General features: G+C 71.4%; 14 protein-coding genes. 8 read left to right on the top strand and 6 right to left on the bottom strand.

Going from position 1 to position 14,676, the window contains the following annotated elements:
* Nucleotides 1-37: 37 nt before the first annotated feature.
* Nucleotides 38-1,138, bottom strand: coding sequence for a heat-inducible transcriptional repressor HrcA (gene hrcA / locus NVS83_RS08795; RefSeq protein ID WP_258738973.1), 1,101 nt, complete (start codon nucleotides 1,136-1,138; stop codon nucleotides 38-40).
* 132 nt (nucleotides 1,139-1,270) lie between these two features.
* Between hrcA and rph the strand changes: the two genes are divergently transcribed.
* From rph to hemW, 3 genes are read left to right on the top strand one after another with little or no spacing between them, the layout of a single operon-like run.
* Nucleotides 1,271-1,984, top strand: a complete 714-nt coding sequence (gene rph / locus NVS83_RS08790) for a ribonuclease PH (RefSeq protein WP_258732148.1) — start codon at nucleotides 1,271-1,273, stop codon at nucleotides 1,982-1,984.
* A gap of 2 nt (nucleotides 1,985-1,986) precedes the next feature.
* A complete protein-coding gene (gene rdgB / locus NVS83_RS08785; protein WP_258738972.1) occupies nucleotides 1,987-2,637 on the top strand; it encodes an RdgB/HAM1 family non-canonical purine NTP pyrophosphatase in 651 nt (216 codons plus the stop codon).
* The gene (hemW, locus tag NVS83_RS08780) at nucleotides 2,630-3,832 is read left to right on the top strand and encodes a radical SAM family heme chaperone HemW (RefSeq protein WP_258738971.1); all 1,203 of its coding nucleotides are present in this window, start codon (nucleotides 2,630-2,632) and stop codon (nucleotides 3,830-3,832) included. The genes rdgB and hemW overlap by 8 nt, the downstream gene beginning before the upstream one ends.
* Before the next feature lie 6 nt (nucleotides 3,833-3,838).
* On the opposite strand, the gene NVS83_RS08775 is transcribed toward hemW, so the two are convergent.
* The gene (locus NVS83_RS08775; protein ID WP_258738970.1) at nucleotides 3,839-5,086 is read right to left on the bottom strand and encodes a penicillin-binding protein activator; all 1,248 of its coding nucleotides are present in this window, start codon (nucleotides 5,084-5,086) and stop codon (nucleotides 3,839-3,841) included.
* Between the two features lie 219 nt (nucleotides 5,087-5,305).
* Between NVS83_RS08775 and rsmI the strand changes: the two genes are divergently transcribed.
* From rsmI to gshB, 3 genes are all read left to right on the top strand, one after another.
* Nucleotides 5,306-6,253, top strand: coding sequence for a 16S rRNA (cytidine(1402)-2'-O)-methyltransferase (gene rsmI / locus NVS83_RS08770; protein WP_258738969.1), 948 nt, complete (start codon nucleotides 5,306-5,308; stop codon nucleotides 6,251-6,253).
* On the top strand, nucleotides 6,246-6,608 hold the full coding sequence (locus tag NVS83_RS08765; RefSeq protein WP_258738968.1) for a YraN family protein: 363 nt from the start codon (nucleotides 6,246-6,248) through the stop codon (nucleotides 6,606-6,608). Before rsmI ends, NVS83_RS08765 begins: the two co-directional genes overlap by 8 nt.
* 111 nt (nucleotides 6,609-6,719) lie before the next feature.
* A complete protein-coding gene (gene gshB / locus NVS83_RS08760; protein WP_258738967.1) occupies nucleotides 6,720-7,664 on the top strand; it encodes a glutathione synthase in 945 nt (314 codons plus the stop codon).
* 183 nt (nucleotides 7,665-7,847) lie between these two features.
* On the opposite strand, the gene NVS83_RS08755 is transcribed toward gshB, so the two are convergent.
* From NVS83_RS08755 to NVS83_RS08740, 4 genes are all read right to left on the bottom strand, one after another.
* On the bottom strand, nucleotides 7,848-8,132 hold the full coding sequence (locus tag NVS83_RS08755; protein WP_258732141.1) for a BQ00720 family protein: 285 nt from the start codon (nucleotides 8,130-8,132) through the stop codon (nucleotides 7,848-7,850).
* A 42-nt stretch (nucleotides 8,133-8,174) separates the two neighbouring features.
* On the bottom strand, nucleotides 8,175-8,597 hold the full coding sequence (locus NVS83_RS08750; RefSeq protein WP_258738966.1) for an Hsp20 family protein: 423 nt from the start codon (nucleotides 8,595-8,597) through the stop codon (nucleotides 8,175-8,177).
* A 311-nt stretch (nucleotides 8,598-8,908) separates the two neighbouring features.
* Nucleotides 8,909-9,781 (bottom strand): l-ornithine N(alpha)-acyltransferase, encoded by an 873-nt coding sequence (olsB, locus tag NVS83_RS08745; RefSeq protein ID WP_258732375.1) that lies wholly within the window; start codon nucleotides 9,779-9,781, stop codon nucleotides 8,909-8,911.
* 1,080 nt (nucleotides 9,782-10,861) lie between these two features.
* Complete coding sequence (locus NVS83_RS08740) at nucleotides 10,862-12,394, bottom strand: YifB family Mg chelatase-like AAA ATPase (protein WP_258738965.1); 1,533 nt, start codon at nucleotides 12,392-12,394, stop codon at nucleotides 10,862-10,864.
* Between the two features lie 241 nt (nucleotides 12,395-12,635).
* Here NVS83_RS08740 and NVS83_RS08735 point away from each other — a divergent pair, with 241 nt between their 5' ends.
* Together NVS83_RS08735 and NVS83_RS08730 are read left to right on the top strand one after the other, a co-directional pair.
* Entirely contained in the window at nucleotides 12,636-13,109 is a 474-nt protein-coding gene (locus tag NVS83_RS08735; RefSeq protein ID WP_258732138.1) for a formate dehydrogenase subunit gamma, read from the top strand.
* The gene (locus NVS83_RS08730; protein ID WP_258738964.1) at nucleotides 13,106-14,662 is read left to right on the top strand and encodes a formate dehydrogenase beta subunit; all 1,557 of its coding nucleotides are present in this window, start codon (nucleotides 13,106-13,108) and stop codon (nucleotides 14,660-14,662) included. The genes NVS83_RS08735 and NVS83_RS08730 overlap by 4 nt, the downstream gene beginning before the upstream one ends.
* Nucleotides 14,663-14,676 lie beyond the last annotated feature (14 nt).

Below are 14,676 nucleotides of genomic sequence, written 5' to 3'. Positions count from 1 at the left end.
GCAGACCTGCGCCATATCGGGGTGCGGGCATGAAAAATCAAGCCGCGTCGGCCCCGGGGCCGGCCAAGACGCGGCTTACCACCCGGGCGGTGAAGTCGACCATCGGCACGATGCGGGCATAGTTCAGCCGCGTCGGCCCGATCACGCCGAGCACGCCCACCACCCGGCCCTGGCCGTCGCGATAGGGGGCGACGATGGTGGAGGAGCCCGACAGCGAGAACAGCTTGTTCTCCGAGCCGATAAAGATGCGCAGCGCCTGCGCCTCCTCGGCGCGGCCGAGCAGGTCGACCACCTCCTGCTTGCCCTCGAGATCATCGAACAGCAGGCGCACCCGCTCCAGGTCCTCGATCGCCTTGAGGTCGTGCAGCAGCCGGGTCTGGCCGCGCACGATCAGCCGGCGCTCGGCCTTGTCGCCGCCGGACCAGCTCGCGAGCCCGGTCTCGACCACATGGGCGGTGAGCGCGTCGAGCTCGGCCCGGCGCTCGGCGAGCGCACGCTCCACCTCGGCGCGCAGCTCCGCCAGCGTGCGCCCATGGGTGCGGGCGTTGAGGAAGTTGGTGGCCTCGACCAGCGCCGAGGCGGGAAGCCCGGTCGGCAGCGGCACCAGCCGGTTCTCCACCTCGCCGTCCTCGGAGACGAGGATCAGCAGCGCCCGCGTGGTGTCGAGCGGCACGAACTCGATGTGCTTGAGCCGCCCGTCGACCCGGCTCGCGGTCACGATGCCCGCCCCGCGCGACAGGCCGGACAGCATGTTGGAGGCTTCCGCCAGCACGCCCTCGACCGATTGCGCCAGCGCTGCGGCGCGCACCTGCGCCTCGATCGCGTTGCGTTCCTCCTCCGAGACGTCGCCGATCTCCAGCAGCGCGTCGACGAAGAAGCGCAGCCCGCGCTCGGTCGGCAGCCGCCCGGCGCTGGTGTGCGGGGCGAAGATCAGCCCGGCCGCCTCGAGATCCGCCATGACGTTGCGCACCGAGGCCGGCGAGAGCGTCATCGGGATGAGGCGTGAAATGTTGCGCGACCCCGCCGGCTCGCCGGTCGCGAGATAGGTCTCGACGATCTGGCGGAAGATCTCGCGCGAGCGCTCGTCGAGCCGCGCGAGTTGCGGGGTGGTGGCGGTGAGAAGCGGATCGAGTGGCATCGCGCTGCTGAATCCTGACGTGACACCGCTATATTTCGGTATTCATCATGCCGGTTCAAGCGATCTGCGGACTTGAGCGCGGATGGCGCGCCCCGTACAAGGGCCGGCCGAAACCTGAAGAGAGTGCCCCGCATGCGCCCCTCCCGCCGCGCCACCGACGAGATGCGAGCCGTCAGCTTCGAACGCGGGGTGCTGCGCCACGCCGAGGGAAGCTGCCTGGTCAAGTTCGGTGAGACCCACGTCCTGGTCGCCGCCACGCTGGAAGAGCGCCTGCCGCCCTGGCTCAAGGGGCAGGGGCGCGGCTGGGTGACGGCCGAATACGGCATGCTGCCGCGCGCCACCCATGAGCGCACGCGCCGCGAGGTCACCGCCGGCAAGCCGACCGGCCGCACCATGGAGATCCAGCGCCTGATCGGGCGCTCGCTGCGCGCGGTGGTGGACCTCGAGCGGCTCGGCGAGCGCCAGATCACCGTCGACTGCGACGTGATCCAGGCCGATGGCGGCACCCGCACCGCCTCCATCACCGGCGCCTGGATCGCGCTGCACGACTGCCTGTCCTGGATGAAGGCGCGCAGCATGATCCCGGCGATCCCGCTGCGCGACCACATCGCCGCGGTCTCGTGCGGCATCATCGACGGCGAGCCGCGCCTCGACCTCGACTATGCCGAGGATTCGGAGGCCGAGACCGACTGCAACTTCGTCATGACCGGCACCGGCGGCTTCGTCGAGATCCAGGGCACGGCGGAGAAGACGCCCTTCACCGGGGCCGAGTTCGACGCCATGGTCGCGCTCGCCCGCAAGGGCGTGGACAAGCTGGTCGACCTGCAAAAGATGGCGGTGGCCTGACCATGAGCGAAGCGCCTCGCCGCCTCGAAGGCCGGCTCGTCATCGCCACCCACAATCCCGGCAAGCTCGAGGAGATGCGCGGCCTGCTCGCGCCCTATGGCGTGGATGCGGTCTCGGCCGGCGACCTCGGCCTTCCCGAGCCCGAGGAGACCGGCGGCACCTTCGCCGAGAACGCCCGGCTCAAGGCCGACGCGGCGTCCAGGGCGACCGGCCTTCCCGCCTTCGCCGACGATTCGGGTCTGTGCGTCGAGGCGCTGGGCGGGGCGCCGGGGCTCTATACGGCACGCTGGGCCGGGCCGGAGAAGGATTTCATGGCCGCCATGGCCAAGGTCGAGGAGGGCCTTCGCGAGGCCAATGCCGACCTGCCGGACCTGCGCCGGGCCTATTTCATCTCCGCGCTGTGCCTCTCCTGGCCGGACGGGCATGTGGAGGAGTTCGAGGGCGTGGTCGAGGGCACGCTGGTCTGGCCGCCGCGCGGGCCTTCCGGCTTCGGCTACGACCCGATGTTCCAGCCGGACGGCTACGAGAAGACCTTCGGCGAGATGACGGGAGCCGAGAAGCACGGCCTGCCGCCGCTCGGGCGCGGCCTGTCGCACCGGGCGCGCGCCTTCATGGCGCTGGCGCAGGCCTGCCTCGGGGCGAAATTTGACTGAGGACCTGCTCCGGCAGCCCGCGCGGCAGCCGCTGCGGCGCGCCGTTCCGGCCGATCCCGGCTTCGGGGTCTATGTGCACTGGCCGTTCTGCAAGGCCAAGTGCCCCTACTGCGACTTCAACTCCCACGTCCGCCATTCTCCGCCCGACCAGGCCCGCTTCGTCGCCGCCTTCCGCGCCGAGATCGCCCATATGCGCGCGCTCACCGGCCAGCGGCGTACCCAGAGCGTGTTCTTCGGCGGCGGCACGCCCTCGCTGATGGAGCCGGCGACGGTCGCCGCGATCCTCGAGGCAATCGAGGCGGCCTGGCCGCTCGACCGCGACGCCGAGGTGACGCTGGAGGCCAACCCCACGAGCGTCGAGGCCGCGCGCTTCCGCGGCTACCGCGCCGCCGGCGTCAACCGGGTCTCGCTCGGCGTGCAGGCGCTGGACGATGCCGCGCTCCGGGCGCTCGGGCGCATGCACAGCGCCGAGGAGGCGCTGGCCGCGGTGGCGGTGGCGCGCGCCGCCTTCGAGCGCGTGTCGTTCGACCTCATCTATGCCCGCCCCGAGCAGTCGCCGGCCGAATGGGGCGCGGAGCTCGCCCGCGCGATCGCCGAGGGCTGCGAGCATCTCTCGCTCTACCAGCTCACCATCGAGGAGGGCACGCCCTTCGCCGCGCTGCATCGCGCCGGCCGCCTCGTGACGCCGGACGGCGAACGGGCGCGCGCGCTGTGGGACGTGACGCAGGAGGTGACGGCGGCGGCCGGCCTGCCGGCCTACGAGATCTCCAACCACGCCCGCCCCGGCGCGGAAAGCCGGCACAACCTGCTCTACTGGCGCTACGGCGAATATGCCGGCATCGGCCCCGGCGCGCATGGCCGCATCGACACCGACGACGGCCGGCGCGCCACCAGCACCGAGCGCGGGCCGGAGGAGTGGCTGACCCGGGTCGAGCGCCTCGGCCACGGCATCGTGCTCGACGAGGGGCTGAGCCGGGTCGAGCAGTCCGACGAATATCTGCTGATGGGCCTTCGCCTCGTCGAGGGCATCGACCGCACCCGCTATGCCCGCCTCTCCGGCCGCGACTTCGATCCCGGCCGGGTGGCGGCGCTGCGCGAGGAGGGGATGATCGAGGCGCTGCCCGGCGACCGCCTGCGCGCCACCGCCCGCGGCTTCCCGGTGCTCGACGCGATCGTGGCGGATCTCGCCGCCTGAGCCGTGTCAGATCGCGCCGGCGAAGCTGCGCGGGGCGGGGTCGATGATCTGTGAGGTGCCGTTGCCGACCTGCATGATGGCGAGGCCGCGCTGGTTGGTGCCGTCGGCGCGAAAGCGGAAGATGCCGTCGACGCCGATGAAGCCCGACGGATTCTGGATCGCCGCGTCGGTGATGCCCATCTCGCCCTTGGCGTTGACCAGCGCCGCCATCAGCGACACGCCGTCATGGGCGAGGGTAGCGGTGCGCACCGGCTCCTGCCCGTAGCGGGCGCGGTAGCGCTCGGAGAAGGCGCGGAAGCCGGCCGGATCGGGCGCGGCGAAGATGCCGCCGGCCACGGAAGGCGCGGCGAACAGCCGCCGGTCGTCCCACAGGCCGGTGCCGATGAGCTGCTTGCCGGACATGTTGACCCCGGCCGACGCCAGCGCCTGGATGATCTGCGGCACCGCGTCGGCGGCGTCGGGCAGGAAGATCGCGTCCGCCTCGCGGGCGGAGGCGGCGGCGCGCTGGGCGGCCTCGGCATATTTGCCGCCGTCGCCGGTGGCGTAGCGCTCGATGCCGAGTACGCGCCCGCCGGCGGCCGGCACGGTCTCGCGGAAGGCGGCCTCGACCACCGAGCCATAGGCGTTGTCCGGCACGATGCCGACGAAGCCGCGCCGCCCGCGCGAGGCCGCGTAGCGTATCGCCCGCTCGACGTCGGTCTGGGGCAGGAAGCTGAGCAGGTAGACGCCCTGCGTGGCGACGTTGGTGTCGGTGGAGAAGCCCACCAGCGGCACGCCGCGCTGGCGCGCCACCTGGCCGGCGGCGGCGACCGTATGGGCGAAGACCGGGCCGATGATGGCCCGCGCGCCCTCGTCGATCGCCTGCTGGGCGGCGGCCTGGGCGCCGGGGCCGGTGCCGCCGTCGTCCTTCACCAGAAGCTGGATGTTGGCGCCGGTGAATTCCGACATCGCCATCTCGGCCGAGTTGCGGAGCGACTGGGCGGCGAGCGCGGCATTGCCGCTGGCCCCGAGCGGCAGCAGGAGGCCGATCCGCACCGAGCCGGTGCCGATCGAATTGGCCGGCTGCTGCGGCATCTGCGGCGCGGGCTCGGTCGGCAGCCCGGCCTGGGGCGGCGGGGACTCGGGCATCGAGCCGCAGGCCGATAGCGCCGTGCCGAGCGTGGTGGCGCCGGCCATGACCAGAAAGGTGCGGCGGGACGCACGGGCGGGGAACGGGCCGGCGGGCCCCGAAGCCGGATGGTCGTCGTCGCTCATTGCGTGCGCGCTTGGAGCTCCCGGTGCGCCCGCCCCTGCGGCGCGCGCATCGTCCTTTTTAGGCCGCGCGGTCGCGCCCTGTCACCTCGCCCCCTGCCGGCTTCGGGCAAAAAGCCCACATTTCCCCCCGTTCCGCCCATCACGATCGATCGCGCGGGGCTGCGGGGCGCGCGCCGGCGGGCATGACGGCGCCGGCCGGCGGTTCTAGAGTGCGGCCGCATGAACGCCAGCGAATCGCCCGCCCGCCCCCGCCTCTTCCGCCTCGGCTCCCGGCCCGGCGCCGACCCCGGCGCCCCGTCCCGCGCCTATGAGGTCGCCGTCGCGCGGCCGCAGCCCGGCCTCTACGTTGTCGCGACGCCGATCGGCAATCTCGGCGATGTCACTTTGCGGGCGCTGGAGACGCTGGCCGGCGCCGACCTCGTCGTGTGCGAGGACACCCGCGTCACCCGGCGCCTGCTGGATCGTTACGGCATCGAAACGCCGCTCGCCGTCTATCACGACCACAATGCCGAGCAGGCGCGCCCGCGGCTGCTGGCGCGGCTGGCGGAGGGGGCGGCGCTGGCGTTGGTGTCGGATGCCGGCACGCCGCTGGTCTCCGATCCCGGCTACAAGCTGGTCGGCGCGGCGATCGAGGCCGGGCATCGCGTGGTGCCGCTGCCCGGCGCCTCGGCGAGCCTCGCCGCGCTGGTGGCGGCCGGGCTGCCGACCGACCGCTTCTTCTTCGAGGGGTTCCTCCCGGCCAAGAGCGGCGCGCGACGCAACCGCATCGCCGAGCTGAAGGCGATCCCCGCGACGCTGGTGCTCTACGAGACCGGTCCGCGCCTGCCCGACTGCCTCGCCGACCTCGCCGCCGGCCTCGGCGCCCGCCCGGCGGCGGTGTGCCGCGAGCTGACCAAGGCGTTCGAGGAGGTGCGGCGCGGCCCGCTCGACGCCCTTGCCGCCCATTACGCCGAAGCCGGGCCGCCGAAGGGCGAGATCGTGCTGGTGATCGGGGCGCCGGTCGCGGCGGCGGCGGACGAGGAGGATGTCGACGCGGCGCTGCGCCGGGCGCTCGCCAGCCTGTCGGTCAAGGATGCGGCGGCGGCGGTGGCGGCGGCGATGGGCGTGCCGCGGCGCGCCGTCTATGCCCGCGCGCTGGCGCTGCAGCAGGGCGAGGGGGATGACTGAGGCCCGCCGCGCCGCCTTCACGCGCGGGGTCGACGCCGAGGCGGCGGCGGCGCGGCTGCTGGAATCGAAGGGCTTCGCCGTGCTCGCGACCCGGGTGCGCACGCCGCGCGGCGAGATCGACCTGATCGCCCGCCGCGAGGACCTGCTGGTCTTCGTGGAGGTGAAGGCGCGCGCCAATCTCACGGCGGCGGCGGAATCGATCCTGCCGCGCCAGCGCCGGCGGATCGGCGAGGCGGCGGAGATCTTCCTCGCCCGCAATCCCGCCTATGCGGGGCTCGACATGCGGCTCGACGTGGTGCTGGTCGCGCCCGGCCGCGCGCCGGTGCACCTGCCTGGCGCCTTCGAGGTCGGCTAGCGCGGCCGATCCGGTCCCTGCCGGCCGTGCCCGTCATGGCATGTCGGCGCGCGAGCGGCTAAACAGGAAGGGAATGCCGCCACGCGGCCCCCTCCTCCGAGAAGACCTCCCATGACGCTCAATGTCGCCGTCCAGATGGACCCGATCGACCGCATCAACATTGCGGGCGATTCCGCCTTCGCGCTGCTGCTCGAGGCGCAGGCGCGCGGGCACGCGCTCTCCTATTACACCACCGACCGCCTCGCCATGCGCGATGGCGAGGTGTTCGCCACCACCCAAGCGCTCGAGGTGCGCGACGTGGCGGGCGACCATTTCACCCTCGGCGAGGCGAAGCGGGCGCGCCTCGACAGCTACGACGTCATCCTGATGCGCCAGGACCCGCCCTTCGACATGAACTACATCACCGCCACGCACCTGCTGGAGCGTGTGCACCCGAAGACGCTGGTGGTGAACGACCCGGCCCATGTGCGCAACGCGCCGGAGAAGATCTTCGTCACCGAGTTTCCCGAGCTGATGCCGCCGACGCTGATCACGCGCGACCTCGACGAGATCAAGGCGTTCCGCGAGGAGTTCGGCGACATCGTGGTCAAGCCGCTCTACGGCCATGGCGGCGCCTCGGTGTTCCGGCTGACGCGCGACGACCTCAATTTCGGCTCGCTCTACGACCTGTTCGCCACCACCTTTCGCGAGGCCTGGGTGGTGCAGCGCTTCATCCCCGAGGTGAAGCACGGCGACAAGCGCATCATCCTGGTCGACGGCGAGTTCGCCGGCGCGGTGAACCGGGTGCCGAGCGAGGGCGACCTGCGCTCCAACATGGTGCGCGGCGGGGCGGCCAAGGAGACCGACCTGACCCCGCGCGAGCGCGAGATCTGCGAGCGGCTCGGCCCGGCGCTGCGCGCCCGCGGCCTGCTGTTCACCGGCATCGACGTGATCGACGGCAACCTCACCGAGATCAACGTCACCGCGCCGACCGGCATCCGCGCCATCGCCCGGCTCGGCGGGCCGAACATCGCGGCGCGGATCTGGGACGTGATCGAGGCCAAGCGAAAGGGCTAGGGCGGAAGGGGTGAGGCGGGGAATGGCTGACGCCCACGAGGCGTCAGTCAGCCTCGTTTCGTCTACGAAATAAAATGCCGCCATCGCGGCGCCGCGCAAGGGCGGCGGGAGATGGCGGCATGTTACCTGTTCCCGGACACCGACCGGTCCGTTCGGCCGGCGCCGTGTAGTCCCGAGGCGGCGTCAGTGCACGCTGAGCGTCACCAGCTCGTTCTGCATCGCGCTGGCGACGGCGGCCTCGCGGCTGTCGGTCAGCATCATCGGCGTGCCGTCGGCGGCGTGCAGGGTGAAGAGCTTCAGCCCCGGCGCGAGCCGCGCCTGCGGGAACAGCTCGGCCGCCATCTGGGAATCGATGGCTCGCACATAGGCGATGTGCCCGCCGCCAAGATTGGCGAAGGCCTCCGGCGAAAGGGCACCGGCGACGGCCGAGCCTGCGTCGGGCGAATTGATCTCGAATTCGTTGGTCATGGTCCGCGACTCCTGTCTAGCTGTCGAGACCGGCTTCGGGCTTCATTCGTCGGTCGCAATGGAGATACGCCGGACGACGCGTTCCGGTTCCGGCCGGACCAGATCGACCGAGAGAAGACCGTTCTTCAGATCGGCGCCGATCACCCGCATGCCGTCGGCCAGCACGAAGGTGCGCTGGAACTGGCGCGCGGCGATGCCGCGGTGAAGATAGACACGATCGGTCTCGTCGATCTGCCGCCCGCGGATGACGAGCTCCTTCTCCTCCAGCGTCACGTCGAGCTGGTCGCGGGTGAACCCGGCGACGGCCAGCGTGATGCGGAGCCTGTCCGGCTGGCCCGGCACCGACACCCGCTCCACATTGTAGGGCGGGTAGCCGTCCGAGCCCTTCATGACGCGATCGAGCGCCCGCTCGACCTCGTCAAAGCCGAGCAGAAAGGGGCTCGACAGCGTGGGGATACGCGACATGCTCCCAAAGTCCTCGTCTGAAGCGACTTTGCGTTGTGGAACCCCCGGGGGGCATTCCGTTGCCTCAGCATATGGGCAGTGCCGGCGACCCGCGCAAGATACCGTCCGGCCGCTGCCGTCCGCCGCCCAGGCTCCGGCAACGCGCTGGCGAAGCGGGATCGTTGCACGGCTTTGCGGCCACGCATGTCCGCTCCGCCGGCCGGCTTGGCGCGGGGTCTTACCTTACGACAGATTCGGCTTCGCTCATGCGCGCGGCGAAGCTCGCGAGATGCCTCGCCGGGCTGCCTTCCCGGAAGCCGGGCGGCGGGTGTTCAGGCCGCGTGGCGCTCGGCGTTGACGCCGAAATGGTCGAGATAGCGCGGGTTGATGCGCTCGACCGGCAGCACGATCAGCACGTCGGTGGTGCCGAACTGGCGGTCGACCACCGCCCCGCGGCCGATCTGGGCGCCGAGCCGCAGATAGCCCTTGATCAGCGGCGGCAGCTCGACGAGCGCCGCCTTGGCGTCGAGCGCCTCGGAGGCGACGAGGTCCATCGCCACCATGTTGTGCGCCAGCGCGGCGGCCGACCATTCCGCATCCGCCGGCGCGAAGTGGTGCAGGAAGGACAGCGGGCGGGCGAGCGCGGCGATGTCCGTGCCCTCGAGGCTGGCACAGCCGAACATGACGTCGATGCCGTGCCGGCGCACATAGGCCCAGATGCCGTGCCACAGCAGCTCCACCGTGCGCTTGGTGCGGTAGGGGCGCAGCACGCAGGAACGGCCGAGCTCGAGGAAGCGGCGATGCGGGTGGCGGGCGATCAGCGGGCCGATGTCGAACTCGCCGGCGGTATAGAACCCGCCATGGCGGTCGGCGATCTCCTGGCGCAACAGGCGGTAGGTACCCACCACGCGCGGCACGCGCTTGCCGCGCACCATCCGGCAATCCTCGTGGTCGAGCACGAGAAGGTGATCGCAGATGGCGTCGAAATGGTCGAAATCGCGCCGGGCAAGCCGGGCGGCGGCGGCGGGGATGGCCGACATCTCCTCGTAGAACACCTCGTAGCGCAGGCGCTGGGCGCGGCGCACGTCGGCCGCCGTGGTGGCGAGCCGGACCTCGAGCGCGCCGATGCGCCCGAGCGTGACCGGGCCGGGGTCGCGCCGGCTCTCGCGGTGGCGCAGGCCCGAATAGGAGCGCAGCGCCGGCATCAGCCGCGAGGGCGCGAACGCCGCCGGCACCAGCCGAAGCGGCGCCGCCCGGCCGGCGGCGGGCGCGGGCTGAGCGGTGGAGGGGATGGCCTGGGCTGCTCCGGCCTGAGCAGGGATCGCTTGAGCCGGGACGGCGACGGCCGGGGCGACCGGGAACAGGCCGCGCCCGCCGAATATCTGGCGCAACGCGCTGGCGACGGCGGAAGGTGCGTTCCCGGCATGTCCGTCGGCGAGCATCTGCGTCATGACCCGGCCCCTGACCCTCGTCACACTATAGCGTTCTACGACAGGAATCACATTTGTCGGACGCGTATGTGACAGACCGGACCCCGCCGTGCGAGCCCGCTCCGCAGATCGAGGCGCCGCGGCGGAGACCGGAACTGACGCAAGGGTAGTCGGTGGCTTGACGTCTGGCAAAGGCGGGGCTGGACTTTGCCGGGACGGAGGCATTCGGGCAAATTGGGGTGACCCGAAACCCGAGTGTGCGGAGCAGGCTCGGATGCGCCCCGGGGGCAGCCGGTGTGCGGGAGGCTCGATGCCGGGTGGCGGACGCCATGGTCCGACACTGGCAGGCCGGTTGGCGTCGACATGTGCGCCGGCGCGGCAAGTCCAGAACATTGCGCCCGCAGGATTTCAGCGAGAAACCTCCCACCGGAAGCCTGACCCGCCTTCGAGCCAGGATGCCCGACAACCGCGTCCTCGTTTGACAAGACCCTTGCCGATCTCCGAACCCGCCGACGCCGGCCGATTCCCGCACCGGCCAACATCCGTTCGCCCACACGCGCCTGCGCCTCGGGCGGACCAAGCCGCTGTCGGTGCGGAGCAATTCAGCGCTTGCCACCTTCCCGGCGGCCCCATCCTGATCTTCAAACACCGGCGACTAAGGCGGACCAACGGCCGCTGCCGCGGCGACTATCACCGCCGCTCCACTGTCGTCGGACGCTCCCACAACTAGGTCGCTCTCTTTAGGCCGCTCTGCGCCTCTCTTCCGCTTCCAGACTGCCCGGCGATTCCCCCGCCACGCACCCATCTCCCCACCCGGTACATGCCCATCGCACGCAGCACCCCCACCCCACCCCCTCACGCCGCCGCCGCCGCGCGGTCGGCGGCGGAGCGGTAGGCGAGGGCTTCGGCGATCTGGGCGCGGCCGACCGATTCGGCGCCGGCGAGGTCGGCCAGCGTGCGCGCCACCCGCAGCACGCGGTGATAGCCGCGCGCCGACAGCCGCATCAGCCGCGCCGCGTCGGCGAGGAGCGCGCCGCCCGCCGCGTCGGGCGAGGCGATGGTCTCCAGCATCGGGCCGCTCGCCTCGGCATTGGTGAACAGGTCCGGCCGGTCGAGCGTGACGAAGCGCGCACGCTGGGTCTCGCGCGCCGCCATCACCCGCGCGGCCACCGCCGCGCTCGGCTCGGCCGGGCCCGGGCGCACCAGGTCGATGGCCGAGACCGCCGGCACCTCCAGATGAAGGTCGATGCGGTCGAGGAACGGGCCTGACAGCCGCTCCTGATAGTCGCTCGCGCAGCGCGGGCCGCGCCGGCAGGTATGGCCCGGCTCGCCCGCGCGCCCGCACCGGCACGGGTTCATCGCCGCGATGAGCTGGAACCGGGCAGGATAGGCGATGCGGTGATTGGCGCGGGCGATGACCGCCTCGCCGGTCTCCAGCGGCTGGCGCAGCGAATCGAGCACGGCGGGCGCGAATTCCGGCAACTCGTCGAGGAACAGCACCCCGCCATGGGCGAGCGACACCTCGCCCGGGCGCGCCCGCATGCCCCCGCCCACCATCGCCGCCATGCTGGCCGAATGGTGCGGGGCGCGGAACGGCCGGCGATTGGTCAACGCCCCGCCCTGCAGCGCCCCGGCGACGGAGGCGATCATCGACACTTCGAGCAGCTCGGCGGGCGCGAGCGGAGGCAGGATCGAGGGCAGGCGCTGGGCCAGCATCGACTTTCCCGCCCCCGGCGGGCCGCACAGCAGCAGGTTGTGCCGGCCGGCGGCGGCGATCTCGAGCGCGCGCTTGGCCGTCTCCTGCCCCTTCACCTCGGCGAGGTCGGGCAGCGCGGAATTGCCGGCTTCGAGCCGCGGCTCGGGCCGCCCAAGCGTCTGCCGGCCGGCGAAGTGATTGACGAGCTGGATCAGCGAGGCCGGCGCCAGCACCGCCATCTCAGGGCTCGCCCAGGCCGCCTCGCAGCCGCATTCGGCCGGGCAGATCAGCCCGTGGCCGCGCGCATTGGCACCGATCGCGGCCGGCAGCACGCCGGCGACCGGAGCGATCCGCCCGTCGAGCGCCAGCTCGCCCACCACCGTGTAGCCCTCGAGCGCGTCCGCGGCGATGGCGCCGATCGCCGCCATCAGGCCGAGCGCGATCGGCAGGTCGTAATGGCTGCCTTCCTTCGGCAGGTCGGCCGGGGCGAGGTTGACGGTGATGCGCTTGGCCGGCAGGGCGAGGCCGGAGGCGATCAGCGCCGCGCGCACCCGCTCCTTGGCCTCGGTCACCGCCTTGTCGGCGAGACCGACCAGGTTGAAGGCCGGCAGGCCCGAACTCACCTGAATCTGAACGTCGACCGGGCGCGCCTCCACCCCCTCGAACGCCACCGTCGCCACTCGCTGGACCATGGCCGCCCCCCGAACGTCGCCTCGTCCCCACCCGCGCTCCATCGCCCGAATGCCCGCAGATTAAGGGCTTGCCGGCATGCGTCAAGAACAATTAGGGAACATTGCGGCGCGGCGATCCGACACGGGCCGCGGTACCTTGACGATAGAAAAATTCTATCGAGGCACGAAACACCGGAATTGATTTTATCCAAAAGGCATTAGATCTTTTTCTTTGGAAAATTCTAAAAGAAGGCCGGGAGAAATGCCGCATTACGAACCCTGGAGCGAAGATCGCGCCCGCGCTGTGATCGCGGAGTTCGCGCACCTCGAGGGTCCCCTCATGCCGATGCTCCATGCGATGCAGGAGACCTTCGGCCATGTGCCGGACGCGGTTGTGCCGATGCTCGCCGAACACCTGAACGTCTCGCGCGCCGAGGTGCATGGCGTGGTGACGTTCTATCATGATTTCCGCCACGAGCCCGCCGGCCAGCACGTGCTGAAGCTGTGCCGCGCCGAGGCGTGCCAGGCCGCCGGCGGCGACGCGCTCGCCGCCCATGCCGAGCAGCGGCTCGGCTGCAAGCTGGGCGAGACCACGGCGGACGGCCGCGTGACGGTCGAGCCGATCTACTGCCTCGGCCTGTGCGCCACCGCGCCCTCGGCGATGCTGGACGGGCGCATCGTCGCCCGGCTCAACGAGAACCGGCTCGACAAGCTGATCACGGAGGCGCAGTCGTGAGCATCCGTATCTACGTTCCCAAGGACGCCTGCGCGGTCGCGTGCGGCGCCGACGAGGTGGCCGAGGCGATCCAGGCCGCGGCGCTCACCCGCCGCCAGCCTGTCGAGATCGTGCGCAACGGCTCGCGCGGCATGCTGTGGCTGGAGCCGATGGTCGAGGTGGTGACCCCCGAGGGGCGCATCGCCTACGGCCCGGTGGAAGAGGGCGACGTCGAGGGCCTGTTCGAGGCCGGCTTCCTGACCGGCGGCGCGCATGCGCTGCGCATCGGCAAGCCGGAGGAGCATCCCTTCCTCGCCAAGCAGACCCGCCTCACCTTCGCGCGCTGCGGCATCGTCGACCCGGCCTCCTACAGCGACTACGTCGCCATGGGCGGCTACAAGGGCCTTGAGCGCGCGCTGCAGCTCGGCCCGGTCGAGATCATCGAGGAGGTCAAGAAGTCGGGCCTTCGCGGGCGCGGCGGCGCGGGCTTCCCCACCGCCATCAAGTGGAAGACGGTGGCCGACGCGCAGGACGACCGCAAATACATCGTCTGCAACGCCGACGAGGGCGACAGCGGCACCTTCGCCGACCGCATGATCATGGAAGGCGACCCCTTCGAGCTGATCGAGGGCATGACCATCGCCGGCATCGCGGTGGGCGCTACCAAGGGCTACGTCTACACCCGCTCCGAATATCCCCACGCCATCGCGGCGATGGAGAAGGCGATCCAGGTCGCGCGGGCCCACGGCATGCTGGGCGTGAACATCGCCGGCTCGAAGTACAGCTTCGACATGGAAGTGCGCATGGGCGCGGGCGCCTATGTGTGCGGCGAGGAGACGGCGCTGCTCGACAGCCTCGAGGGCGGTCGCGGCACGGTGCGCGCCAAGCCGCCGCTGCCGGCGCATAAGGGCCTGTTCCAGAAGCCGACCGTCATCAACAACGTGCTCTCGCTGACCGCCGTGCCGCACATCCTGGCCGATGGCGGCGAGTTCTACGCCAATTTCGGCATGGGCCGCTCGCGCGGCACGATGCCGATCCAGATCGCCGGCAACATCAAGCATGGCGGCCTGTTCGAGACCGCCTTCGGCATCTCGCTGGGCGAGCTGGTGAACGACATCGGCGGGGGCACCGCCACCGGCAAGCCGGTCAAGGCGGCCCAGGTGGGCGGCCCGCTCGGCGCCTATGTGCCGACCTGGCAGTTCGACCTGCCCTTCGACTACGAGGCCTTCGCGGCCAAGGACGCGCTGATCGGCCATGGCGGCATCGTCGTCTTCGACGAGGACGCGGACATGCCGAAGATGGCGCGCTTCGCCATGGAGTTCTGCTCGGTCGAGAGCTGCGGCAAGTGCACGCCGTGCCGCATCGGCTCCACCCGCGGGGTCGAGCTGCTGGACCGCATCATGGCCGGCGAGCGGGTCGAGGCGAACCTCGCCACCCTGACCGACCTCTGCCAGACCATGAAACTTGGATCGCTTTGCGCCCTTGGGGGTTTCACCCCATATCCGGTGCTGAGCGCGCTGAACCACTTCCCCGAGGAATTCGGCGCCCCGCCACGCCTCGAAGCCGCTGAATGAGGAGGACGCAAACC

This window comes from Ancylobacter mangrovi (assembly GCF_024752335.1).
GTDB lineage: Bacteria > Pseudomonadota > Alphaproteobacteria > Rhizobiales > Xanthobacteraceae > Ancylobacter > Ancylobacter mangrovi.
The sequence above is the reverse complement of the archived record's forward strand: the minus strand, read 5'-3'. Positions and strand labels throughout refer to the sequence as shown.